Raw genomic sequence first — 24,491 nt, 5'->3', positions numbered from 1 at the left:
GACCGGCCGTTTTGAAAGGGCCAGATTGGTGCGGCGTGGTTTAGCCGGCGGCTGATTGGACGTGGGTGGTTGCCGGGGCGGGCGGACGCTGAGAAGGCGGGAAGCGAAGGCCGGGCCTGGTCTGGAACTTGGATGCGGAAGGCCACAGGGCGCCAGGTGCACCCGATAGGCGGGTTGGCCTTGATGGGCGGCGAGCGTACGGGACAGACCTGGAAAGCCGGTCTTGGCAGGCGGCCACTCACCATCGCGCCGGGCCCCCGTCGCGGGCAGGCAGGACGTGAGGCGTGCTGATGCTGATGCTGGGTTGGCGGGATGCCTCACGTGGTCAGAGGACCTGGACCTCCTGCCGGGCGCCTGAGCTCTGCCAGCGCCACCCTGTCCGCCGGCTCTCGACCACTGGCAGGCTCGCACCTTGCTAATGCAATCACACCACCCGACGCTGGGGCGTTCTGGTTGGCTATCTATCCGTCACTTCCAGCAGCGCACGCTAAGTCACGACTTGTAACGCGCGTGGATCCGCCGAGCAGACACCGCCCGTGCGCTAATTCAAGGAAAGGCTGGCGCGGTGCCGGTGCGATCGCACGCCAGAGGCTTGTCACTCTGATTGGACGATCTGTCCGGTCACTTCCAGCAGCTTGCCGGAGGACGGCTTGTGACGTGCCCGGACTGCCGCCCACCTATCGCGCGTGCGCATGCTTCAAGAAGTCCGGGCGCACTGCCGGGTGCGGTCACAAAGCCAGCAGCACGTCTTGCTCATTGACCATCTGTCGCGTCACATCCAGCAACTCACTCCAGAAGGACGGCGCATCGCGTGCCTGGACCCTGAAAGCGCCTATCACCCGTGCGCCAAGCAAGAAAGGCTGGCGCACTGCCGGCGCGATCACGCCGCCGGCGGCTCGTCTTTCTGGTTGAACACCCGCTCCATCACCTCCAGCAGCTCGTCCTCGGAGAACGGCTTGGTGATGTAGGCGCGGGCGCCCTGGCGCATGCCCCACATGCGGTCGGTGTCCTGGTCCTTGGTGGTCACCAGGATCACCGGGATGTGCTGGGTGGTGGGCTCGCGCTTGAGCGTGCGGGTGGCCTGGAAGCCGTTGAGGTTGGGCATGACCACGTCCATCAGCACCAGGTCCGGCAGTGCCGACTTGGCCGCTTCCACGCCGGCGGCGCCGTCGGTGGCGGTGATGGTTTCGTGCCCCAACTTCTCGACGATGCGCTGAATCCCCAGCAGCTGCGACGGCGAGTCGTCGACAATCAGAATACGTGCCATGTGTTTCCCCTAGTGTGCGCGGCGAGTGTAGTGCGCCGGCCGCGCTTTCGGTAGCTGGCCGTGGCGTTTGCGGATACCCGGAGAGCCTGGGGCGCTGGGCGTTGGCGGCCCGAAGCACATAGCCCTGTCGAGGCGACAACGAAGAACGCAGCGCATCAGGCCATCGACCTGCCAAAGCCACGCCGGGCAACGACCGCGACGCGATTCGCGGCCGCTCACAACACCACGCCGGCAACCCGCGCCACCTGCTCGGCAGCCGGGCAATACAGCGCGCGCTGACACATCAGCACGCGCTGCATCACAACACCCACTGCGTCAGATCGATTCGCCGAAGGCCTTGGCCAGCGTCCGATACGCCTTCTTCTGCGCCTCGTCGGTGGGCGCCGGGGCCAGGATTTCCAGCTCCACGATCTGGTCGCCCGGGGTGGCGCCCGGCAGGCCGCGGCCGCGCAGGCGCAACTTGCGCCCAGCCTCGGAATCGGCCGGCACCTTCAGCTCCACCGCACCGCCCAGCGTGGGCACGCTGATGGTGGTACCCAGCGCGGCCTGCCACGGCATCACCTGCAGCGTGTACAGGATGTTGCGCCCGTCCACTTCGAACTGCGGGTGCGCGGCGTATTCAATTTCCAGCAGCAGGTTGCCGCCGCCGTTGCCCTGCCCGCTCAGGCGAATCACCTGGCCGGGCTGGATGCCCTTGGGTACGCGCACGTCCAGCTGCTTGCCGGTAATGGTGATGCGCACGCTGTCGCCGGAATACACCGCTTCCAGCGGCACCGCCAACTTGGCGCGGGTGTCACCGCGGGTCTGTGCCCCCGGGCCGGCACCGGCGCCCGGGCCGCGTGGGCGGCCGCCGCGCTGGCCGGCAAACAGGCTTTCGAAGAAATCGCTGAAGCCGCCGCCAGCGCCGCCGTTGCCGAACACTTCCTCATAGTCGAAACCCTGCCCACCGTTGAAGTTGGGCGGGGTCTGGAACTCGTCGCCCGGGCGGTAGCCCTGCGCCTTAAGCTGGTCGTAGGCGGCGCGTTTTTGCGGGTCGCGCAGTGCCTCGTAGGCTTCGTTGATTGCCTTGAACTTGTCTTCCGCGCCAGCCTCCTTGCTGACATCGGGGTGATATTTGCGCGCAAGCCGGCGGTAGGCGGTCTTGATTTCCGCCTCGCCAGCGCTCGGTTCGACGCCCAGCGTCGCGTAGTAATCCTTGAATTCCATCCATCACCTCTGAAAAAAGAGCGGCCCGCAGCCGAGGCCACGAGCCAGTCATTCGCAGCCGGGCGGGCGACCGCGCCTATTCTACGGCGCGGCCGTCGCCGGGGAGCGAAGCCGCGCGGGCTCCGCTCCAGGTCCGCAGCGCTTACTGCACCGTGGTACCACCGCCGTCCTGGCCGCCACCGACCTGGATGCGGCGCGGCGTCGCCGCCGGGCGCTTGGGAATGCGGATTTCCAGCACCCCGTTGCGGCCGTCGGCGGTGATGCCGTCGGCATCGGCACTGTCGGGCAGCGCAAAGCGGCGGTGGAAGCTGCCGTAGCGGCGCTCGATGCGCGAGAAGCGCTCGGTCTCGCTGCTGGACTCGCTCTTGCGCTCGCCCTTGATCGACAGGATGCCCTTGTCCATCTGCACCTCGATCTGGCTGGGGTCGATGCCCGGCAGGTCGGCATACAGCACGAACTGGTTGGCTTCTTCCTTGATGTCCACGCGCGGGACCCACTGCGCGGTGACAACGGCCGACTCGTCGGTATCGCCGCCTTGCTCGAAGAAGCGGTCGAACACTTGCTTGATCTCGTTCTGCAGGGCGTGGGTGGGCCACTGTGGGTAACGGACGATATTCATGAAAGCCTCCAATGGTTGAGTGACGGGCGGGCCGCGCCGGTGCTCACCGGTGCAACCGGCCATGCGCGTCAGATAGGCGTGCGCGTGAGGATTTCAAGCGCATTGACGCGCTTTTCCCCTTCGCCTTTCTAGACTTTGTTCAGCCACAGGAGCCCCACCCATGACCATCCAAGTTGGTGACCGTATTCCCGAGGTGGTGCTCAAGCACCTGCGCGAGGGCATCGAAGCGGTCGACACCCATACGTTGTTTGCCGGGCGCAAGGTGGTGCTGTTCGCGGTACCGGGCGCCTTTACGCCGACCTGCTCGGCCAAGCACCTGCCCGGCTACGTGGAGCACTTTGAAGCGTTCCGCAAACGCGGCATCGAGGTGCTGTGCACCGCGGTGAACGACCCCTTCGTGATGCAGGCCTGGGGCCGCAGCCAGTTGGTGCCCGACGGCCTGCACCTGGTGCCGGATGGCAACGCCGAACTGGCCCGCGCACTGGGGCTGGAGATCGACGCCAGCGGCTCGGGCATGGGCCTGCGCTCGCGCCGCTATGCGCTGTACGCCGACGACGGCGTAGTGAAGGCGTTGTTTGTCGAAGAGCCCGGCAAGTTCAAGGTGTCTGCCGCCGACTACGTGCTGCAGCATCTTCCCGATTGATGCATTGATTCCCCCGTCCACACAGAAGGAACCCGGCCAGCCATGTCTACACAGCCAGCCAACACCCCCGCCACCGGTCTTACCGATACCGCCACCCTGCGCGCCCGCGCACGCCAGAGCATCGAAGACGGTGCCATCACCGAGAGTTACCACGCCGATCGCGAGAAGGTGATCGAACTGCTCAACACCGCGCTTGCCACCGAATACGTGTGCACGCTGCGCTACTACCGCCACTACTTCATGGCCAAGGGCATGCTTGCCGACGCGGTGAAAGGCGAGTTCCTGGAGCACGCGCAGCAGGAACAGGCACACGCGCACAAGCTTGCCGAACGCATCGTGCAGCTTGGCGGCGAACCGGACCTCAACCCGGACACGCTGACCAAGCGCTCGCACGCGGAATATAAGGAAGGCACCGACCTACGCGACATGGTGCGCGAGAACCTGATCGCCGAGCGCATCGCCATCGACAGCTACCGCGAGATGATCGACTTCATCGGCGACAAGGACACCACCACCAAGCGCATCCTGGAAAGCATCCTGGCCCAGGAAGAAGAGCACGCCGACGAGTTCGCCGACATGCTGGAAGGCTGGATTGGCGAGTGAGTTTTGGCGTATCGGGGCTGATGCGCCGATAGCGTGCTTCACGTGATGCAGAGACAAACAGGGCGCCTATGGCGCCCTGTTTTTTGGTCCCGCATCGATGAACTTGTGGCCTGGCGTGGCTAACACGATTGGCAGCGCTTCTTCCATCGACCACACAGGCGGCCACCATTGCGTAGGAGCGCCCTTGGGCGCGATGGGCGTTACCGGGACAGCCCATCGCGCCCGAGGGCGCTCCTACAAAAGCGGTTGCTGCCTCTGTAGATGCATGCGGCGCTGGGAGAAACAGTTTGCTTTGGCCATGGCGGATGACTGGATGGGCGAGGCTTCTTCCATCGACCACACAAGCAACCCTAATCTCGTAGGAGCGCCCTTGGGCGCGATGGGCCTACCGGGAAAGCCCATCGCGCCCAAGGGCGCTCCTACGAAAGCGGCCGCTGCGTACGCAGATGCATGCAATGCGATGCAGGAAGAAACAGCTTCTGCGTTGGCCGGGGTGGGTGGCAGGATCGATCGCGCTTCTTCCATCGACCACATAGGCAGCCTAATCTCGCAGGAGCGCCCCTGGGCGCGATGGGCCTTACCGGGAAAGCCCATCGCGCCCAAGGGCGCTCCTACACACGCGCTGCCGCACCGCGTACTCAACGCAAGACGCGAAAACGCACCTGGGTCCAGGCGCCGTCGCTGGCCATCGCGGTCAGGGTGTGCGTGCCCACTTCCGCAAAATCGCGCTGGAATCCCTGGCGCCCGGCGGTCTGGGCAATCCAGCGGCCGTCCAGCAGCCAGTCGATGCGTGCTTCGCTGCCAAGCGCACGCAATTGCAGGCGCACCGGGCGTGCGGTGTCGTTGGCGCGGGCCAGCGTGGCGCGATCGGTCAGGCCGTCGATGCGCAGCACGCCACCGCCGGTCATGCGGCCGTCGGGCAGGCAATCGGCGGCCAGTGGCGGCAGCTGTGCGGCGGCACGCTCGGCGGCGGTGAGCCAGGGTGATACCAGCGCCGGCCAGCGCGCCAGGCTGCGTGCGGCGCGCGGATGCGGCTGGGTGCATTCCTGCGACAGCCGCTGGCCGCTGCGTGCGTCCACCTCGTACTGCAGTTGCCCGCTCTGCCACAGCCGCGCATCACGTTCGGCGAAGGTGGGCGGCACCGCGCCGTCGAGTACGAAGGCCTCGTGGCGGCGCGCGCACAAGCCAGGCGGCGTTTGCGCGGCGGCAGTGCCCAGCGGCCAGCAGATCTCCAGCGCCTGCACGCTGGCCGGCATCGGCATCGGCGCGCTGTCGCCGGCCGCGCGCGGCAAGGCGTCGATCACCTCGAACATCAGCGGCAACGCGGTGACTGCGCCGTACTGCCCCGGCAACGGCGTGCCATCCGGCCGGCCGACCCACACGCCGACCGTGTAGCGGCGAGTGCCGCCGATCGCCCAGGCATCGCGGTAGCCGTAGCTGGTGCCGGTCTTCCACGCCACGCCCGGGCGCGCGGTGGTATCGAAGGTGCCGCTGGCATACCCGGGGCGCGGATTGCTTTGCAGGATCTCACGCACGATCCACGCCGCGCCCGGCGACATCAACCGCCGATCGATGCGCGGATCGTCCGGCGTATAGCGCACATGCCCGGCAATGCCGCCGCGCTGCAGGGCCGCGAACGCACCCACCAACTCCTGCAACTGCGCACCGGTGCCGCCCAGGATCAAGGCCAGGTTCGGCGTGCTGCCATGCGCGAAGCGCAGCGCAATGCCGGCGTTGGACAAGCGCGCGGCAAAGCGCGCCGGGCCGATGCGATCCAGCAAATCCACGGCCGGCACGTTCAACGACAGCCGCAATGCCGTGGCTGCGGCCACCGGGCCGTTGAAGGCCGCATCGAAATTGCCGGGGCGATAATTGCCGAAGCTCTGCGGCGCATCCACCAGCAGGCTTTCCGAATGGATCACGCCATCGTCCAGCGCCATGCCATACAGGAAAGGCTTGAGCGTGGAACCGGGCGAGCGCCAGGCCTGCACCATGTCCACATGCCCGAGCCGCTTGCGATCGCCGAAGCTGGCAGACCCCACGTACGCGCGCGCTTCCATGGTTGCGTTGTCCACCACCAACAAGGCAGCCGAGGTGCGCTCGGGCAGCTGCGAAAAGTATGTCGTGACGCGTTCTTCCAGCGTGCGCTGCAGCTCCACGTCGAGCGTGGTGACGATGCGCGCGGCGCGTGGCTGCGCGCTGTGCAGGCGCTGCGCCAACAGCGCGGCATGCAACGGTGGTTTGAGTGAGCGTGTCACCACCGGTTCGATGCGGGCATCGTCCACCTGCGCACGCGACCACACGCCCAGCTCCACCATGCGATCAAGCACCTTGTCGCGCGCACGCTGCGCCGCTTCTGGGTGGCGATCCGGGCGCAGGCGGCTCGGCGACTGCGGCAGTACCGCCAGCAACGCCGCTTCAGCCTGCGACAACGCGGTAGCCGGCTTGCCCAGATAGGCCCAGCTGGCCGCCTCCACACCCTCGATGGTGCCGCCGTACGGCGCGCGCTCCAGATACAGCGCCAGGATCTGCTGCTTGCTGAGGTGCGCTTCCAATTGCAGCGCGCGCAGCAACTGTTTGGCCTTGCCCCAGGGCGTGCGCGTGTGCGGATCCAGGATGCGCGCCACCTGCATGGTCAGCGTCGAACCACCGGAGACGATGCGCCCCTGCCCGATCCACTGCCCGCCCGCGCGCAACAGCCCCCACGGGTTCACGCCCGGGTGGCGCCAGAACCAGCGGTCCTCGTAGTTCAACAGCGCCTGCAGGTACAGCGGCGACACGCTCTGCGGCGTGGCCGGGTAACGCCACACGCCTTGCGCATCGGCAAACGCGCGCAGCGGCGTGCCATCACGCGCCACCACCAGCGTGGAGGTGTCGCGCGACTTGGGCAGCGGTAGCGGAAAAGCCAGGTCCAGCACCAGCACGGCAGACAACAGCGCCACGGCGCTCCAGCGCAGCCACGTCAACCAGCGGCGGTGGCCGCGTTGGGCCACATCATCGGTGCCAGCGACGCGTTCCTGCGTCCTCTCGGTCCTTGCCTGCGCTTGCTGCTGTTCATCCATCCTGCGAAGCATGCAGGGCAAAACACATTTCGGCCACTCTTGCGCGCCGCGCATCGGGTGATCAGCTCACCTGCGCACTCCTGAATGACGTAATGACGAACGCGCTAGCTTGCAACGTCCGCACGCAGCGAGCGAGACGGCGTTACAAACAGCCGCAGCAATCCCATCGCCAGGAATACGGCAGATAGCCGCAATGCCATGCCGAGCCAGCCACTGGCGGCCGAATCGGACACCGCAAAGACCGTCCAGGCCGCATTGAGCGAGACATGCAGCACCCAGCCGCTCCAGATCGTGTAACCGTCCTGCGCGTCCACAATGGCAAACAGCAGCGCGCCGATGCCGGTGATGGCGAAGATCAATAAGGCGTCGCCGCCTCCGCCGCCTGCCCCGAGCCAATGCACGCCGCCGAACACAACCGCCTGCACCAGCGCGGCGATCGCCGGACGCCAGGCCAGCGCGCGGCAGGCAAAGACAAAGCCGAAACCACGAAAGACGATTTCTTCGGCCAACGGAAACAGCAGCGCCAGCCACAGCAGGCCAAGCAGATCGCCGGTGCCGACCGAGGTGGATTGCGTCCACAGCCCAAGCCAGCACGGCAGTGTGGCCAACAGGGTCAGCGCCGGGCCGCGTAAACCGTTCCAACGCAGCCCCAGACGCGCTGCAATCTCGCCTGGCGTACCAGGACGCAGCAAGGCAGCTGCGACCAACACGACCACCACGCTGAGCAGATTGTCGGCAATCCCGCCGCCATAGGGCACGGGAATTTTCGGGATGGGCAAACCAACCGCCTTGGCCACGTCGCACACCTGCAGCGCGATCAGCAGCACCACCAACCAGACGACATGCGGACCGAATTTGCGCTAGCGTGTATCGAGCGGCATGCAGCCATCCTTGCGTGCAAAAAACGCCTGACTATAGCGGCGGCGGCAGGGTCCCCGCAGTGCCATGGGTCATGCTGGGCGGCCACAGTGCGCATCCGTCGCGCGCCTGCCGCGTGCAGCGAGATAACGCGGCGCTCAACGCGTCTCCAGCGTCGCGCGATAGCGCAGCAAAGCTTCCGGCGCATCGGTCTGGATGATCGATACGCCATCGCGGTACAGGCGGCCCCACACTTTGTCCGGGTCGCGCTCGGCATCGGCATCGCCGCCGTAGCCGGCGATAAAGCCTTCCCACAACGAATTGACCATCAGCCGCACGTTGTGCGCCTTGCTCACCGCCACCAGGGCCGGCAATTGCGATGCGGCCATCTTGGGCAGCTCGAACGCCATCGGGCGCGCATTGCGGGTTTGTGCAGTGGCGATCGCGGCCAGATCGGCCGTGCCGTGCGCATTGATCAGGATCGGGAAGAAGTACACGCGGTCGAACGGCTGCATCGCTGCCAGCGGCGGCGTGGCGATGCCGGCTTCGGCCTTGACGATCACCTGGTGCTGCATGCCGGCGCGCGTGACCGCGTCGACCACCTGCACGTAGATCGCATCCTTGACGTCCAGATTGAGCAGGATGTGGCCCTTGGCGGCGGCCAGCATCTGCTCCAGCGTGACCACGCGCTGATCGGTCAACCGTGCCTGCGCGCCGCCTTCGTCGCTGCGCAACCGCAGCTTCTGCAGATCGGCCAGTGTGAGCTCGGACAGCTTGCCGGCGCCATCGGTGGTGCGGTCCACGGTGGCGTCGTGCAGCATCACCAGCGTGCCGTCTGCGGCGCGGCGCACATCGGTTTCCATCACGTCCGCGCCGATGGCAATACAACGCTGCAAGGCTGCCAGCGAATTCTCCGGCGCGGTGTCGTTGAATCCATGGTCGGGCGCCGCGGCGTGGCAGCCGCGATGCGCCACCACCACGATGCCGCCGTCGGGATTGGTCAGCCGTGCCTGGATCGCGGCAACCCCCACCGGTGCGGCAGTCGCATCGGCGGCAATGGCTGCGCACAGCAGCGCGGCAAAAGAAGCAACAGACTGCAAGGTCATCGTACGGCTCCGCTTGAATGCGTGGGCAACGCGACGCATCCGCCAGGCGGCTGCATCACGATGCATGTGCTTGGATGGCCGCTCACTGCGCGGCCTTGTTTGTCTAGAGCGAGGGCGTAAAGCGCAGGCCCACCCAATAGGTGCTGGGCACCGAGTAACTGTCCTTGAGCAGATTCTGCCCCGGGCCGGTCACGCTGCTGATGCGGCTGTGGGTGAGGTTACTGACCTGGCCGATCAGACTGAGCTGTTTGCTGACCGCATACGTCGCGGTGAAATCCAGCTGCGAGCGCGGCGACCAGTACAGATCCTGCCAGTCGATGTTGCTGACGATGGCACGCAAGGCCTTGCCCTGCCGGTTGTAGGCGGCGCGCAATTCCAGGCCGCCGGTGTTGTAAAACAGCGTGGCGTTGGCGGTGTAGTCCGGCTGGCCGACCAGGTTGTCGAGCTTGCGCTCGCGCTGGCTGACGGTGCTGCCGCTGCCGACGCTATACGGCACGTCCAGGCTGCCATCGAGCAGCGCAAAGTTCGCACTGAAGCCCACGCCGCTGAGCCACGGTGCAATCGGCGCCAGCGTGTTGACGATGCCGTTGAATTCCACGCCACGGATGCGCGCCTTGGCTGCGTTGGCCGGCGTACTGATCAACGCATTGGCGTAGGTGGTGCCATCGAAGGTGAAGCTATCGGTGCGCGAGAGCGTAAAGATTTCGTCCTGGATGCGCTTGTCGAACACGGCGGTAGAGGCAAAGGCATCGAAGTCGCCCGGCAGCCGCCATTCCAGCGACAGATCCAGGTTGTTGGACACGCGCGGCTTGATGTCGGGGTTGCCGATGGTGACGGTGACGCCCTGCGCATTCGGGTTGCCGGCGTCGGTCGTGTTGACGAAGCCGATCGAGGTGCGGGCTGCGTACGCGTCATACGGCGGCCGGCCAAGTGTGCGGCTGGCGCCGACGCGCAGGTCCAGTGCGTCGGTCAGGTGGTAGGTCATGATCGCCGAAGGCAGCAGATAGTCGTAATCCGCATTGGTGGGGTTATCGACATACACGTAGCGGTTGCTGGCGGTGTCCAGCTGGCGCTGGCGGCCCACGGTGTTGAGCTTGGTGCTGTCCAAATGCAGGCCGGCCTGCACGTTGAGTCGCTCACTGCGATAACTCACCAGCCCATAGCTGCCGAAGGTCTTTTCGGTATGTGTGAAGTTGTCCTGGTTGCTGAAAGCCTGCTGGTCGGTGCTGTTGAACGCGCTCAGCGGCGTTGCTGCCAGCACGCGGTTGGCCTTGTCCGGATCGATGGTAATCAGGTTCAGACCGGCATAGCGCATCGGCGCCCTGCCAGTGCCCGCAACATCGGCCAGGCCGAACGCCGGTGCGCTGGTGTTGGGCTGGTACTCCACGCGAAAGATGTCGTAAGAGGGCTTGTCGGTGGTGTATGAAACGCCCGCGGCAAAGCCGATGCCCTGATCGCTTTCGCCTTGATTGAAGCCGTAATCAAGCCGGCCGGTGAGAATGCGATCGGCGGCGGTGCGCTTATAGTCCGGCCGCCAGTACGACAGGCTGTAGTTATCCAGATTGTTGTAGGCCTGCGGCGACACCCCGAAGCGCTGGTCAAAGCCGGAGGTGTCGTAATTGAACGCATAGTTGGGTGTGGCATTCACGGTCACGCCGCTACCGGTCTGCCCCACCGGTACCGCTGCCGGCCGATTGATGCCGGTGGCGTACTTGATCATGCGAATTGGCTCGTCGTAGGTCGCATCCGACCACGAACCCCGTGCAGAGAACTGCTGCCGATCGGTAGGCCGCCAGATGCTGCCCAGCTGCGCCACCTTGGTGCGCGTGGTGACGATCTGGTTGGAGTACCCCACCTCAATATCGCCACCGGGATAGCTGCCCGAGGTCGCGGTCTGATTGAACACCTGGCCACGGTTGCGCGGGTCGATGATGACCTCGTTGCGCTCCATGTCGTCCTTGAAATAGTAGTAGCCGGCCATGGCGTAGGCCTCGAAGGCCGCACTCGGGCGCGCTTCAAACTTGCCGGTGACGCCATAGCGGTCGCGCTGGTTCTGCACGTACCAGTACTTGTCCTGCTGCGGCACCGCCCAGCCATTGCCGAGATTGGCGCCGGTCTGCAGCACACCGTTGTTGTCGTAGAACCCGTAATGCACCGTGTCGGTGGTCATATGGGTTTCGGTGTAGCTACTGAGCGTCTGGTAGTTGGCCGACAGCGTGAAGCCGTATTGCTGTTCGCTGCCGAAGGTGCGGCTGCCGGTGGCATTCAAGCGATACCCAGGGTCGTCCTGGTCGCGCGGCTCGCCCACGTCGTTGGCGTGGCCCAGCGCGGCTTCGGCGCTGAAGAACGGCTTGCCGCCGTTCTCGAACGCGCTACGGGTCTTGAGGTTGATCGCACCGCCGGTAGCATTGGGATCGAGGTCAGCGGTGAACGTCTTGACCACCTGCAACTCGCTGACCATCGACGCTGGCAGCAAATCCAGACGCACGCCGCGGGTGATCGAGCCAAGCGTGCCATTGGGCGTACCGGGCGAAGCGATGGTGAGCCCATCGATGGTGACGTTGTTGTACGACGGCCCCAGCCCGCGCAACACCGGCGTGGCGGCTTCATCGCGCGGATGCTCGTTGTCGGTGGCAGGCAACACGGATAAGCCAGGCACACGGCGCAGCGCTTCGACGATGGTGCTGTCGGGCAAGGCCCGCACGTCGGTCGCACTGATCACATCGGTGATGTTGGTGGCCGCGCGCTTGCTTTCCACCGCCGCCGCGTTGGCACGCCGCACACCGGTGACCTGCATGGCATCGAGGGTTTGCACGCCTGCGGTGGAACTGGAACTGGAACTGGAACTGGAACCGGCGACTTTGCCTGTGCCTGCACCTGCACCTTCACCTGCACCTGCACCTGCGCCTATCGCTGTCGCTGTCGCTGTAGTAGCGGTAGCTGTAGCAGACGTAGCGGTAGCGGAGAGATCTTGATTCGATGCCTCGCTTGATGGCTGGGAAACATTCGCTGCCGCAGCTGGCGTTTCCGCATCGCCGGCATCACCGCTTGCATCTGAAGCCGTTACCGCGGGCGAGATCGGCGAGCCTTTCCACGCGGCATTTGAAGCGTCAAGGGTCTGCGCCTGCGCGCCCGACGAACAGGCCGCGATGGCAAGGGCAAGAATAGAGAGGTGCACACGGTACGAATCGGAGCGCTGCATGGAATCCCGGAAATCGCGCGGCAAGGGCGCCGCGTCTGTGCGAAAGCACGCCACCGTAGGCAGCCAGGATGACCTTTGCGTGTCGCGCACATAGCACCAAAAAGACAATGCGAACACCTGTCGCGCAATGCGAAGAACCGTAGGAGCGCGCTTGCGCGCGATGCGGCTCTTTCGGGAACGCCTCATCGCGCGCAAGCGCGCTCCTACCGGGGCCTCGCAGATCATGGATAACGGATTTACCCCTTCGCCGTACCGCCGCCACGAAAGCTATCCCGTTTAGCCACAGCTGGACGTAAACCCAACGTAGGAGCGCGCTTGCGCGCGAGAAGCTTTACCGGGAACGCCTCATCGCGCGCAAGCGCGCTCCTACCGGGGCCTTGCAGATCATGGATAACGAATTCACCCCTTCGCAGCGCCACCGCCTACGTGAGGTGTCTCGTTCAACCACAGCTGGACGCAAACCCAACGTAGGAGCGCGCTCGCGCGCGAGAAGCTCTCCCGACAACGCCCGCCGCCCAAGCGCGCACTCAGGCGCGGAGTCCGCTGACCCCAATCCACGGATTGCGCCAATGCAGCCAGTCGACCAGGCAAGTCAACCTGCCGGCATGACTGATCCCACTTCGCCCGGACATCGTGCCCTTCGCCGCGGCCGCCATTCGCTCGCGAGGCATTGTTACCTGCTCACCACGGCAACCTACCAGCGGCAGCGCCTGTTCGACGATCCTCGCCTGGCTGCAACCGCATGTGGCGCATTTACGAACGCAGCGCCCGCAGATGCCACGTTGCTTGCCTGGGTATTGATGCCGGCTCACGTTCACTGGCTGCTGCAGTTGGGCCATCACACGCCGCTGGCGCGGGCGGTGGCGTGTCTGAAGGCTGCGAGCACGCGTGCGGTCAACACGCAGCGTGCGGTGCAGGCGCCCGTCTGGGCTCGCGCCTATCACGACCATGCCGTGCGTCATGACGCGGATCTGCGTGCGGTTGCACGCTATGTCATCGCCAACCCATTGCGTGCCGGGTTGGTGCAGCGCCTTGGGGAGTATCCGTTCTGGGATGCGATCTGGCTGGGGTAGAGGCGCGCCTGTGCGGTGAGGTACTTCTGGGAACGCTCCATCGCGCGCAAGCGCGCTCCTACGGTGATTGCGCACGGCTGTACGACCGTGATCGTGGCCTGGCTGGCACCTCCGTTCTGGGCCGCGGTCTTGTTGGCTTAGAAGCTAACAGGCGAGCGGTGGGGCTTTCCCGGGAACGCCTCATCGCGCGCGAGCGCGCTCCTACGGTTATCGCGCACGGCTGTGCCGCTGATCGTGGCCTCGTTGGAACTACGTTTGGAACGCGGTCTTATTGGCCTAGAAGCGAGCAGGCGCACGGTGGGGCTTTCCCAGGGAAGCCTCACCGCGCGCAAGCGCGCTCCGACCGTGATGCCTTACGGCTGCACCACCGTGATCGTGGCCGGGTTGGTGCGGCCGACGCCGCGCAGGTCTGGGCGGTACATGTCTTCCACCAAGGACGGCGGCACGGTGTAGGTGCCCGGGGTGACGGCGCGGACCAGGTAGAACACCTGCGCCTTGCTGCCCGACGACAACGACAGCGCGGCCACGTAGCGGTCATCGCGGAACTCTTCGTGCTTGACGTCGGCGGCGCTGGAACGCTCGCTGATGCCGATGCCGTCCACCACCACGTCGGCCCACTGCTTGGCATCGCCCAGGTTGAAGTTCTCGATTTCCAGGCCAGCCGGCAGCAGGTCGGTGAGCAAGGCGTCGCGCATGCTGGTGTTGGCGGTGATGGTGACGCGCACGATCAGCGCCTCGCCTTCCTTGAGCGCACGCGGCGTCCACGGCTTGCCGTCGGTGGTGTACCAGGTGCGTTCCACACTGAGATGGCGGGTGTCCGCTTCCGGTGCGCTGCGCGGGATGCCGGCCACTTCCAGGCTGGCATACATCGGCGCCTCGCCTTGCGGGACGAACTGCACGCCACGCGCCAGCGCGGCGCTGTCGAAGCTACGGCCAAACAGGCGTGCCGGCGCGATCTCCTGCACCTCCCCACCCACCGTCAACGTGCCCGACACCGTCTTGCCCTGCGCCACCATCAGCGCCTTGCCCAGCCGCGCCAGCGCAACCTGCTCCTGCGTACTCAGCCACAGCGAACCACCGCTGCGGCGCGCGTCCAGCGCCTGGCCCAGCGTCACCGCGCGGGTGTCGTACTCCGGCGAGGACAAGCCGCGCTCATGCAGCAACGCCATCATCAATGCATCGTCGCGGATCGCGCTGCCGTAGTCGCCGAAGTACGGCGGCCGGTCTGCGCTGTTCTTGGCAAAGCCGGCCTTGATTGCCGCCTGGCCACGCTTGGTATCGCCTTGCAGCGACAGTGCCGCGCCCAGATGCACCAGCGACAACCCGGTCAGCGCCTTGTCGCGCTGGTTGTCGTAGAGCGCGCGCAGCGTGCCCAGCGGTGCACGGTTCACGCGCGCCAGCACATAGCCGGACCACGCCTGGTTGGCGAACTTGAGGTTGTCGCGGCGGTCCTGGCCGTAGAACTCGTTCCCGCCGGAGAGCAGATCCTCGCTGAGGCGATTGAGCGCCTTCTGCAGCACGTTGTCGGGCACCGCAAACCCAGCGTCCTTGGCATCGAGCAGGAACTCGGCGATGTACGGGGTCAGGCCCGGATTGACGTAACCATCGTCGCCCCACATCGAAAAATGCCCGCTAGCGATTTGCATCGAGGCCAGCCGACCGAACGCGCCTTCCATGCGCTCGCGGCGGGTGGCCGCATCCAGCCCCTTGGTGCCCAGCGCCTTGGCCGTGGCCTCGTCCAGCAGCAAGGCCGCATAGCCCTTGCTGGTGGTCTGCTCGGCGCAGCCGTACGGATAGTTCAACGCGTCCTGCAACGCGCTGGCGAACGGAATCGGCGGCAGCGGGCTGACCAGCATGCGTGCGGCCACCGAGCCGGCCATCAGGCCCTCGGTCAGGTCCGCATCCATGCTCACCGGTGCCAACGGATCCAGCACACGCGTCTGCGTGCGCAGCACCTGCGGCCAGCCGGCACGCACCGGCAGGTCGTAGCTGCGGTCGGCCTTGAAGCCGTTGCCGTCCACACGCACGCGCACCTTGGCCACGCTATAGCCTTCGGTGGCGGTGAGCGGGAAGCTCAGCGTCTGCTTGCCATCGGTGGCCAGCTTGACGCTGCGCGCCGCCTCGGCAATGGCCAGTGGGCCGATGCCGTCCACCCGCACGTTGAACTCGCCCGGTTTGCCGGTGAAGTTCTGCACGTCCAGCGTCACCGTGCTGCGGTCGCCCGGCGCCATCACGCGCGGCATGCTGGCTTCGGCCAGGATCGGCGCACGCACGATGGTTTCCATGTCGCGGTTGCCGTAGCGCGTGTCCGAGTACACCAGTGCCGAGACACGCAGCGTGCCGTTGAAATCCGGCACCGGCAGTTGCACGCGTGCATTGCCCTTGGCATCGAGTTGCACCGACCCGGAGAACAGGTCCACCGTCTGCACGCGTGCGGTCGGGCGCTTGGCCTGCGGCAGCGCTTCCAGGGCCATGTCGCCACCGAACTTGAGCTTGCCGCTGGCGCCGTCGAAACTTTCGATCACCCGTCCGTAGATGTCGTAGGCATCGGTGCCCAGCCGGCGCTGCGCGAAGAACTGCGCGTTGGCATCGGGCACCGGGAAGCGGGTGATGTTGAGAATGCCCACGTCCACCGCCGAGATGGTGACGTGCGCGGCCTTGCCGGCCAGCTCCGGCACACTCACGGTCACTGGCAACGGTTGTTCCGGGCGCATCTGCTTGGGCGCAGACAGGCCCACCGCCACGCGCCGCGCCTTGCGGTCCATCGGCACGAACGCCACGCCCACCGCGCGTGCGGGGGTGATCTTGCTCGGCGCGCTGCCGCCGCGGAACACCAGCGCGGTCACGTACACGTCGTGCCGTTCCCAGGCCTCGGTGACCGGAATCTCGAAAGTGCTGCCCGGCTTGACGTCGATGTCCTGCACGTACAGCAGCTTGTCGCTTTCCACCAGCAGCACACCCTTGCCGGCATGCGGCGGGGTCAGCGTGACCTTGAGCGTGTCGCCGGCGCGGTAGCCGGTCTTGTCCAGCGCCAGCTTGACCTTGTCCGGGCGCGCGTCCAGGCCGCGGTTTTCGTCATTCCAGCTCCAGCCGGCGCGGAATGGATAGCGCGTGGTCAGGCCGGTGGCCGGGTCGAATACGTCCAGACGGTACTCGCCCCACTCCACCGGGAAATCGAGCTTGGCATTGCCGCTGCCGACGTCGATCGTGCGGGTGTCCTTGTTCTCGAAGCGGCGGGTGAAGTCGTAATCCCAATGGTCGTCGGTGTAGTTCCAGTGGTAGTCGCGCAGTTCGCGCACCAGCGTGGCCTTGAGCCCCTTGGCGGGCTGCGGTTTGCCCTCGGCATCCACGCGGGTGATCTCGAAGCGTGCGTTGCTGTTGGCATCGGCGCCGTCGGTGTCATCGAACAACGGGCGCACGCCGACCAGCGCCTTGGCCGGCCACAGCACCCGCTTGATGGTGCGGGTCACGGTGCGCCCGCCGGTCTCGTACACGCTGCCGGAGACCACGGCGGCAATGGTGCTGACCGGCTTGGCTTCGTCCGGCAGCGCGATGTCTTCGCGCAACACGCCATCGCCGCCGAACTCGGTGTCGATCACGTCCTTGGCTTCGCGCGGCAGCTCCAGTGTGGGGTCGCCGAAGAACCAGCCCGGCAACGACTCCAGCGGATGTTGCTCCACGCTCACCGCCAGCTTGGCGGTGAAGCGGTTGCCATCGGCCGGCGCGCCGTACAGATACGCGGCATTGGCGATCAGGGTGAAGGGCTTGCCGGCGCTCAAGGTCTTTTGCGCGGCGTCCAGGTCCAGCTTCATGCGTTCGGGCAGGAACTCTTCCACGCGCACGGTCATGCCCTGCACGGCGTCCTTGCTGCCCGGGTCGGTGCGGAATTCCACCTGCCAGCGGCCGGTCGGCGCATCGGCGGGAATCTGCTGGGTAAATTCGAAATAGCCCTGCTCGCCCGGCTGCAGCTTGGTTTCGCGGAAGGTCTTGCCGTCGGGCTGCTTGAGCCGCAGGAACACCGGCTGGCCGCCCTTGGTCGGCCCGCTGGTGGGCTTGCCGTCGTTGTCGCGCAGGATTGCCGACACGCGCATGGTCTCGCCGGGGCGATACAGGTCGCGGCCGGCCCAGGCGAACACGTCGAACCAGGCGCCTTCGCGCCCGGCCACGGCAAATTCGCTCAGATCCAGCGCCGGCTGGTTGAACGGCAGCATCGAAATATCGGTCTTGCTGCGCGCCACCAGCACATGGCTGGCGTCGAGTGTGTAGTTGAGCAACGCATTGCCGTTGGCGTCGGTGCTGCCCTTGAGGAACAGCTCGCCCTTGGCATCGAGGATGCGCAGTTCCACGTTCTTGGCTGGCTCACCGCTCTGCAGCGAGGCGGTGTGCACGAACAGCTTGTCCTTGTAGGCGCGCGTATGCAGGCCGATGTCGCTGACGGTGAAGAAGGCGGTGTCGAATTCGTTTTCGAAGGTGCCGGCGCGCTTCATCACCGCGAAATACAGGCCCGGCTCCTGCAGCTCCTTGATGTCCTGCGTGGGCAGGTAGGTCAGCACGCGCTCGTTCTGCTTGCCGCCCAGGATGAAGCGGTTGACGTAGATCGGGTCGGCCAGTTTGGACAGCGGTGCGTTCTCGCTGTACTCGTTTTCCAGGTCCCAGCTGCCGAGTCGGCCGCCGCGCTGGAACTGGTGGAAGAACGCCGGCAGCGACTTCTCGCGCACGCGCAAAAATTCCACGTCCACTTCCGGCACGTTCACCGACACGACCGGCAAGCCGCGGCTTTCGCGCGCCGGCAGCACGCTGCCCTGCGAGGCGAAGCCGGCCACCGGCTTCAACTCACCGGTGTAGACCTTCTGCTTGAGGGGCTTGCCCAGGCGGCTGCCATCGGCGGCGAGCAGGTTGGCGGCGATCAGGACGGTATAGTCCTTGGCCGCTTCCACGTACGGGTAGCGCAGCGTCTTGCCGTCGTCAGACAGCGACCAGCTGCTGTCGCCGTTGCCGACCTTTTCCTCGAAGCGCACCAGCGCATCGAAGTCCTGCGTGCCCACCAGCGGCCGCGAGAACTCCAGCGCCAGCGACAGGCCGTCGCTGGTCTGATCGGGGTAAGCGCGCGCCAGGCCAAAGCCGGTGATGCCTTGCTTGTCGGCCTTGATCGCCTCGCCACTGGCAGTGGGCAACTGGCCGCTTTCGTTGCGCTTGCACGCCACGCTCCCCAGCGCCACCGTCAGCAACACCACCCACAGCAGCATCCGCCGCACGCCCGACGACGTCATCCCTGATTCCTGCCTGTCCATTCGCGCTACCCCATGACTGAGGCGGCAAGTATAGCGACGTGCTTCACGCCGCCGATGTTCGATATGTGGCCGGTCGCGGACTTGCCGATGGGCGGTGAGCCTGCGCTGCGGTAGATGCGTGGCGATGGCAACGGCGCGTCCGGCCCGCGGATTCAGTGGCTTTTTAGCCGCACGTTTGAGATGCAGTCAGAAGCCTGGTTGGTCGAGGGCGCGGTGCCCTCGCCGCTTGTGGGACACGCCGTGAATCCGTCCATGCAGGCTCAGTAGCGGCATCCATGCCGCTACATGGTCCCGCAATCGGCAAGGACACCGCACCAGAGTCTGAGTCGGTTGCGTTGTAGAAAACATGCACACCGACACTCTCGACCGGATCGCCGCGTGGACAATCAGCTCCACAACGCAACGACATCAACGGCAGCGTCTACAAAGCAACCGGCTCACTGTCTAGCGCGGTGCCCTCGCCGATTGCGGGACCGTTGGCGGCATGGATGCCGCCATCGAGCCCCCAGGGACGGGTTCACGGCGTGTCCCGCGAGCGGTGGGGGCACCGCGCACCCGGCCAACCAGTCTGTGGCTGCGTCCAATAAAGTGCGGCCAACAAAACCACTGCGCTTACCGCCAGGCTGGCGTTCGCCACGACAGGTGGTGGCAGCGGCGCGCAGGAACCGAAGTGGACGCATGCGACATGCCGATTCGTAACGCGGCCGCGCCCGCCTGGCAGCTGCGCAGTCGTTTTGATAGCTGCGCTTAGTGCGACTGCAACAACGTGCGCATGTACATATCGATCAACGCCGGCTTGTCCGCGCGCAGGCAAGCCTGCACGTTCGGCGTGCCTGTGCGTTCGCGCGTGTAGCCCTGCGCATCGACTTCCAGATGCACTGGCGTGGTCGGGCATAGCTGCGGTTGCAGCAGCCAGGCCACCGGCACCACGTCGAACAACGTGGGCGTGGCGCTGGCCCACGGTTGGTCGGTATTGCGCCACTGGTAGTACAGCTGGGTGAGTGCATCGGTCAGGCCATCGCCCTGTGCAAACAGGGCCACGCGCTCGGGTTCTTCCAGCGTGATCTGGGTGGCGTCCAGCGGCAGCAGCACGATCGGCACGCCAGCGGCGAACACCCGTTGTGCGGCGGGTACATCGGCCAGCAGGTTGTACTCCGGCGCCGGTGCGCTGGCCGGGCGGTACGCCGACTTGCCGTAGCCCACCCGCACCGAGCCGCCCATCGCAACGATGCGCTTGAGCTTGGCAAACCCTGCCGGGTCGCGCTGCTGTGCACGCGCCGCATCGGTCATCGGCCCCAGCACCAGCAAGGTCACCTCGCCGGGATGCAGGCGCGCCTGCTGCAGGATCATCGCCGCCGCATCCGGCAGGTTGCCTGGTAGCTGCCCCTTGGCCGCCCAGCGCGCCTGGCTGAAGGGAATCGTGCTGGTGGTGCGCTCGCCCACCGCCAGCGGAATCTCGCCGCGTCCGGCCTGCCGCAACAGCCGCTGCAGCAACTGCGCGCGCAGCGTGGTATCGCCCCAGGCCGAGGCGATGCCCAGCACCTGCAGCTGCGGGCTGCGCAGCAGCAGGCCCAGCGCGAAGGCGTCGTCGATGTCATCGCCGATATCGGTGGACACCACCACGCGCTCGGCCGCGGCGATGGCCGGCACTGTCTGCGCCTGCGCCGCCGCTGCCTGCACAGCGCTGCACGCCAGCATCCCGCACAGGCCCACCGCTATCAGCCACCTGGTTGCCCACCGTTGTCGCATCACCGCACTCCACCACAAAAAAAACCGCCGGCATAATAGCCGGCGGCCTGGATCGCTTACCTCACACCGGCCATCAGAAATTGGCGCGGAACTGTGCACCGACGATGCGTGGGTCGTTGATGAAACCGGTGAGGTTGTTGAAGTCGATTGCACCGGTGGCGCGGATCTGGTTGGTGCAGTTGCGGCAGAACACCGACAGCTCGTACGCACCGGCGCCCCAGTTGTAGCCGATCTTCGCGCCACCTTCGACCAGCGGCTGGCCGACGAACTCACGCGAGTCGTACAGGAAGAAGTTCACTTCGCTGCGGTAGGACCAGTCGGTGTAGAAGAACAGCTCGCCGTCATCGCCCATCGGGATGCCGTAGCGCAGCGTGGCGTTGGCCATCCACTTGGATGCCTGCGGCAGCGCATTGCCATCGATGATGGCGTTGCCGGCGGCGTTGAGCGGGTCGGTCACGGTGCAGGTGCGGCACACGCCCACCGACAGGGTGGGGTCTTCGATGCGGGTCCAGTTGTAGGCACCGCCGGCGGTCACACGCAGGTTCTGGGTGATCAGCGCTTCGAAGTCGAATTCGGCACCGCGTGCCTTGGTCTTGTCGGCATTGAGCAGGCGCACATCGTTGGAGGCGCCGCCCACTGCGGTGAGCTGCTGGTTCTTCACCCGGAAGTCGTAGACGTCGAAGCTGATGCGGGCGCGGTTGTCGAACAGGTCGGACTTGATGCCGATCTCGAACGAATCCACCGTCTCCGGCTCGGCCACGGTCAGCGGCGCGGTGCCCGAAGGCACGCCGAAGCTGGCGCCGCGGAAACCACGTGCGGCACGTGCGTAGACGTTGACCGCATCGTTGATGGCGAAGGTCGCCGCCACATCGCCGGTGACCTTGGAGTTGTCGGTCTCGCCGCTGGAGGGCTCGACCAGCGTGACGCGGTCCAGCGCCAGCACGTCGAAGGTCTTCTTGTCGTAGGTGTAACGGATGCCGGCGCGCAGGTTCAGGCGATCGGTGGCGGCATAGTTCAACGAGCCGAACGCCGCCCACGAGGTATTGCGCTGACGGGTCAGCTGATAGCTGGCCAGGTCGCCGCCGCTGAAGGTGTTGTAGGTGTAGTTCTCGCCTTCCACGTCGTCATGGAAGTAGTACAGGCCGGCCTGCCAGTTGAGCGGGCCCGCGTACTGCGATTCGGCACGCAGCTCCTGGCTGTACTGGTCCAGGCTCTTGATGCCGCCGGCGGTTTCCACCGGGAACGGGATCGGGCCGGGGCCGGACGGCGGCGCGAACACTGCGCCGAAGCCGCCGTCGATATCGCCGCGGCTGTAGTACTTGCCGATGCCTTCATAGGCGGTGATCGAGTGCAGCGCGATGTCGCCCAGGTCCCAGCTCAGATTGGCGCTGCCGCCGTAGGTCTGCAGTTCCTGGTTGTTGGCGCCGTCGATGGAGGCACGCTCCGGATCGAAGCCATCCACCAGCTGGTTGGTGCCCGGCTGGAAGATGTTGGCGCGGAACAGACGCGCGGTGCCGTCCAGGTGGCGGGCGTGCGCGTTGAACAGCGCGCTGAACGTGTCGCTGCCCTGGTACAGCAGCTGCAGGCGCACGGCCGAGTCGGTATAGCCTTCCAGGTCGCGGCCGTCGCGGTTTTCCACCCAGTCGTCGCGGCGCTGACCCAGCGTGGACAGACGCGCCGCCCAATGCTCACCCATGGCGATGCTCAGGCCGCTTTCCAGGGTCATGGTGCCATAGGTGCCGTAGGACAGGCTGGCGTAGCCGTCATTGGCGCCGATGGTCGGCTTGACCGAATTGAACTTGACCACGCCGGCCGGCGTGTTGCGGCCGAACAGCGTGCCCTGCGGGCCGCGCAGCACTTCCAGGCCTTCCAGATCGAAGATCGGGAAGCCCTTGAGGAAGGCGTTTTCCTGCACCACGTCGTCGTACACCAACGACACCGGCTGCGAGGCGTAGGTGTTGAAGTCGGTGTTGCCGTAGCCGCGGATATACACGCGCGGGAACACACGGCCGTTGGAGGATTCGATATTCAGGCTGGGCGCCTTGCCGGCCAGCACCCGGATGTCCGAACCGCTGGTGGAGATGGCATCCAAAAATTCCGGACGCAGCACCGAGGCGGACACGGGCACGTCCTTGGAGTCTTCCGAGCGGCGCTCCACCGTGACCTTGACCGCGTCCAGACGCGCAATGCCGTCATCGCTGGGCGCCTGCTGGGCCGCGGCGTAGAACGGAAGAAGGGAAGCGACGGCAACGGCGAGCGCGCTGACCTGAAGCGACCGGCTGGCTGACATGGGAGGACTCCGGATTCTGATGACGGGGCGGCCTGGCTTTCATGCCGCGTTGCAACAGAATTAACACGATTTACACAAATATGGCAGAGCGCGTGCGAAAAAGTTTTCGGAATTCAAAAGTGCGTTCTAATTAATGCAACAGGGACGTGCAATTTACGCGCTGCAACCCCGCTAGCGGCAGCAATACGCAGCCGCTGCCCCTCGGATCAGCGCAGCGACGCGGACTTCAGGCTTGTTTCGCTGCGCCGATTACCCGCGCCCGGCAGCATCAGCCGGCACCCGGACCCACCCTTCCATCAACACGCGCGCACTGCGGCTCATCAACGCTTTGGTGACCTGCCACTGCCCACCCACCTGGGTCGCCTCGGCGCCCACGCGCAAGGTGCCCGACGGATGACCGAAGCGCACCGCCGAGCGCGCCGCGCCGCCGGCGGCCAGATTGACCAGGGTGCCCGGCACAGCGGCGGCGGTGCCGATCGCCACCGCGGCGGTCCCCATCATGGCGTGGTGCAATTTGCCCATCGACATCGCGCGCACCAGCAGATCGACCTCGGCCGCATGCACCGGCTTGCCGCTGGAGGCGATGTAGTCGGCCGGCGGCGCCACGAACGCGACTTTCGGGGTGTGCTGGCGCGTGGCCGCATCCTCCACGCGTGCGATCAGGCCCATGCGTACCGCACCGTGTGCGCGCAGGGTTTCGAACATGGTCAGCGCGCGCGGGTCGCCATTGATGGCGTCCTGCAGCTCGGTGCCGGTGTAGCCCAGGTCGCGCGCGTTGACGAAGATGGTGGGAATGCCGGCGTTGATCAGGGTGGCGTCGATGGTGCCCAGGCCCGGAACCTCCAGCGCATCGATCAGGTTGCCGGTCGGGAACATCGCCCCGCCCTCGCCTTCGGCAGCATCGGCCGGGTCCAGGAATTCCAGTTGCACTTCGGCCGCCGGAAAGGTCACGCCATCCAGTTCGAAGTCGCCGGTTTCCTGCACCTGGCTTGCGCGCATCGGTACGTGCGCCACGATGGTCTTGCCGATGTTGGCCTGCCAGATCCGCACCGTGGCCACGCCATCGCTCGGCACGCGTGCCGGATCGACTAGGCCATTGGCAAGCGCAAACGGCCCCACCGCCGCCGACAGGTTGCCGCAGTTGCCGCTCCAGTCCACGAAGGCACTGTCGATGGACACCTGCCCGAACAGATAGTCCACGTCGTGCCCCGGCCGCGTGCTGGCGCAGACAATCACGCTCTTGCTGGTGCTCGACGTCGCCCCGCCCATGCCATCGATCTGCTTGCCATACGGATCCGGGCTACCGATCACCCGCAGCAACAACGCATCGCGCGCCGGCCCCGGCTGCTGTGCGGCAAGCGGCAGATCCTGCAGGCGGAAGAACACGCCCTTGCTGGTGCCGCCGCGCAGGTAGGTGGCGGGGATGCGGAGTTGGGGCAAATGGGTCATGTCTGCTCGGTGAGGTCGAATTGAGTTGTGTGCATGGACACGTCCGGTGCAGCAGCGCCGCGTGCTTGGCTTG

The 24,491-nt window shown here is 66.0% G+C and carries 14 protein-coding genes; 3 read left to right on the top strand and 11 right to left on the bottom strand.

Going from position 1 to position 24,491, the window contains the following annotated elements; translation table 11 throughout:
• Positions 1 to 880: 880 nt before the first annotated feature.
• The 3 genes from pilH to ACCQ01_RS05870 all read right to left on the bottom strand — a co-directional run bounded on the left by pilH (position 881) and on the right by ACCQ01_RS05870 (position 3,092).
• A complete protein-coding gene (gene pilH, locus ACCQ01_RS05880) occupies positions 881 to 1,267 on the bottom strand; it encodes a twitching motility response regulator PilH (protein WP_011036249.1) in 387 nt (128 codons plus the stop codon).
• 315 nt (positions 1,268 to 1,582) lie between these two features.
• Positions 1,583 to 2,473, bottom strand: coding sequence for a DnaJ C-terminal domain-containing protein (locus ACCQ01_RS05875; protein ID WP_016944840.1), 891 nt, complete (start codon positions 2,471 to 2,473; stop codon positions 1,583 to 1,585).
• 142 nt (positions 2,474 to 2,615) lie between these two features.
• Positions 2,616 to 3,092 carry an Hsp20/alpha crystallin family protein gene (locus ACCQ01_RS05870; RefSeq protein ID WP_228434221.1) on the bottom strand — a complete coding sequence of 159 codons (477 nt, stop codon included), beginning with the start codon at positions 3,090 to 3,092 and terminating at the stop codon, positions 2,616 to 2,618.
• A 160-nt stretch (positions 3,093 to 3,252) separates the two neighbouring features.
• On the opposite strand from ACCQ01_RS05870, the gene ACCQ01_RS05865 reads away from it, so the two are divergent.
• Together ACCQ01_RS05865 and ACCQ01_RS05860 are read left to right on the top strand one after the other, a co-directional pair.
• Positions 3,253 to 3,735, top strand: a complete 483-nt coding sequence (locus ACCQ01_RS05865) for a peroxiredoxin (RefSeq protein WP_228434220.1) — start codon at positions 3,253 to 3,255, stop codon at positions 3,733 to 3,735.
• A 42-nt stretch (positions 3,736 to 3,777) separates the two neighbouring features.
• Complete coding sequence (locus ACCQ01_RS05860; RefSeq protein ID WP_011036245.1) at positions 3,778 to 4,338, top strand: ferritin-like domain-containing protein; 561 nt, start codon at positions 3,778 to 3,780, stop codon at positions 4,336 to 4,338.
• 638 nt (positions 4,339 to 4,976) lie between these two features.
• On the opposite strand, the gene pbpC is transcribed toward ACCQ01_RS05860, so the two are convergent.
• The 4 genes from pbpC to ACCQ01_RS05840 all read right to left on the bottom strand — a co-directional run bounded on the left by pbpC (position 4,977) and on the right by ACCQ01_RS05840 (position 12,161).
• The gene (gene pbpC, locus ACCQ01_RS05855; RefSeq protein ID WP_228434219.1) at positions 4,977 to 7,400 is read right to left on the bottom strand and encodes a penicillin-binding protein 1C; all 2,424 of its coding nucleotides are present in this window, start codon (positions 7,398 to 7,400) and stop codon (positions 4,977 to 4,979) included.
• A gap of 104 nt (positions 7,401 to 7,504) precedes the next feature.
• On the bottom strand, positions 7,505 to 8,233 hold the full coding sequence (locus ACCQ01_RS05850; RefSeq protein ID WP_267132189.1) for a CPBP family glutamic-type intramembrane protease: 729 nt from the start codon (positions 8,231 to 8,233) through the stop codon (positions 7,505 to 7,507).
• Positions 8,234 to 8,416: 183 nt separating this feature from the next.
• Positions 8,417 to 9,364: a glycerophosphodiester phosphodiesterase family protein gene (locus ACCQ01_RS05845; RefSeq protein ID WP_228434217.1), complete on the bottom strand. Its 948-nt coding sequence runs from the start codon at positions 9,362 to 9,364 to the stop codon at positions 8,417 to 8,419.
• Between the two features lie 103 nt (positions 9,365 to 9,467).
• On the bottom strand, positions 9,468 to 12,161 hold the full coding sequence (locus ACCQ01_RS05840; RefSeq protein ID WP_372358892.1) for a TonB-dependent receptor: 2,694 nt from the start codon (positions 12,159 to 12,161) through the stop codon (positions 9,468 to 9,470).
• Between the two features lie 1,010 nt (positions 12,162 to 13,171).
• Between ACCQ01_RS05840 and ACCQ01_RS05835 the strand changes: the two genes are divergently transcribed.
• Positions 13,172 to 13,639, top strand: a complete 468-nt coding sequence (locus tag ACCQ01_RS05835) for an REP-associated tyrosine transposase (protein ID WP_228434225.1) — start codon at positions 13,172 to 13,174, stop codon at positions 13,637 to 13,639.
• A 353-nt stretch (positions 13,640 to 13,992) separates the two neighbouring features.
• Here the strand turns inward: ACCQ01_RS05835 and ACCQ01_RS05830 are convergent, their stop codons facing one another.
• The 4 genes from ACCQ01_RS05830 to prpF form a co-directional block, all read right to left on the bottom strand.
• Positions 13,993 to 18,909, bottom strand: a complete 4,917-nt coding sequence (locus ACCQ01_RS05830; RefSeq protein ID WP_228434215.1) for an alpha-2-macroglobulin family protein — start codon at positions 18,907 to 18,909, stop codon at positions 13,993 to 13,995.
• A gap of 768 nt (positions 18,910 to 19,677) precedes the next feature.
• Positions 19,678 to 20,628, bottom strand: coding sequence for a nucleoside hydrolase (locus ACCQ01_RS05825; RefSeq protein ID WP_228434214.1), 951 nt, complete (start codon positions 20,626 to 20,628; stop codon positions 19,678 to 19,680).
• 124 nt (positions 20,629 to 20,752) lie between these two features.
• Positions 20,753 to 22,969 carry a TonB-dependent receptor gene (locus ACCQ01_RS05820; protein ID WP_011036237.1) on the bottom strand — a complete coding sequence of 739 codons (2,217 nt, stop codon included), beginning with the start codon at positions 22,967 to 22,969 and terminating at the stop codon, positions 20,753 to 20,755.
• A 249-nt stretch (positions 22,970 to 23,218) separates the two neighbouring features.
• Entirely contained in the window at positions 23,219 to 24,418 is a 1,200-nt protein-coding gene (gene prpF, locus ACCQ01_RS05815) for a 2-methylaconitate cis-trans isomerase PrpF (RefSeq protein ID WP_228434213.1), read from the bottom strand.
• Positions 24,419 to 24,491 lie beyond the last annotated feature (73 nt).

The sequence above is a fragment of the Xanthomonas sp. NCPPB 4037 genome (genome assembly GCF_041475695.2).
GTDB lineage: Bacteria > Pseudomonadota > Gammaproteobacteria > Xanthomonadales > Xanthomonadaceae > Xanthomonas > Xanthomonas campestris.
Note: the sequence above shows the minus strand (reverse complement) of the source record. Positions and strands in the feature narration are given on the sequence as shown.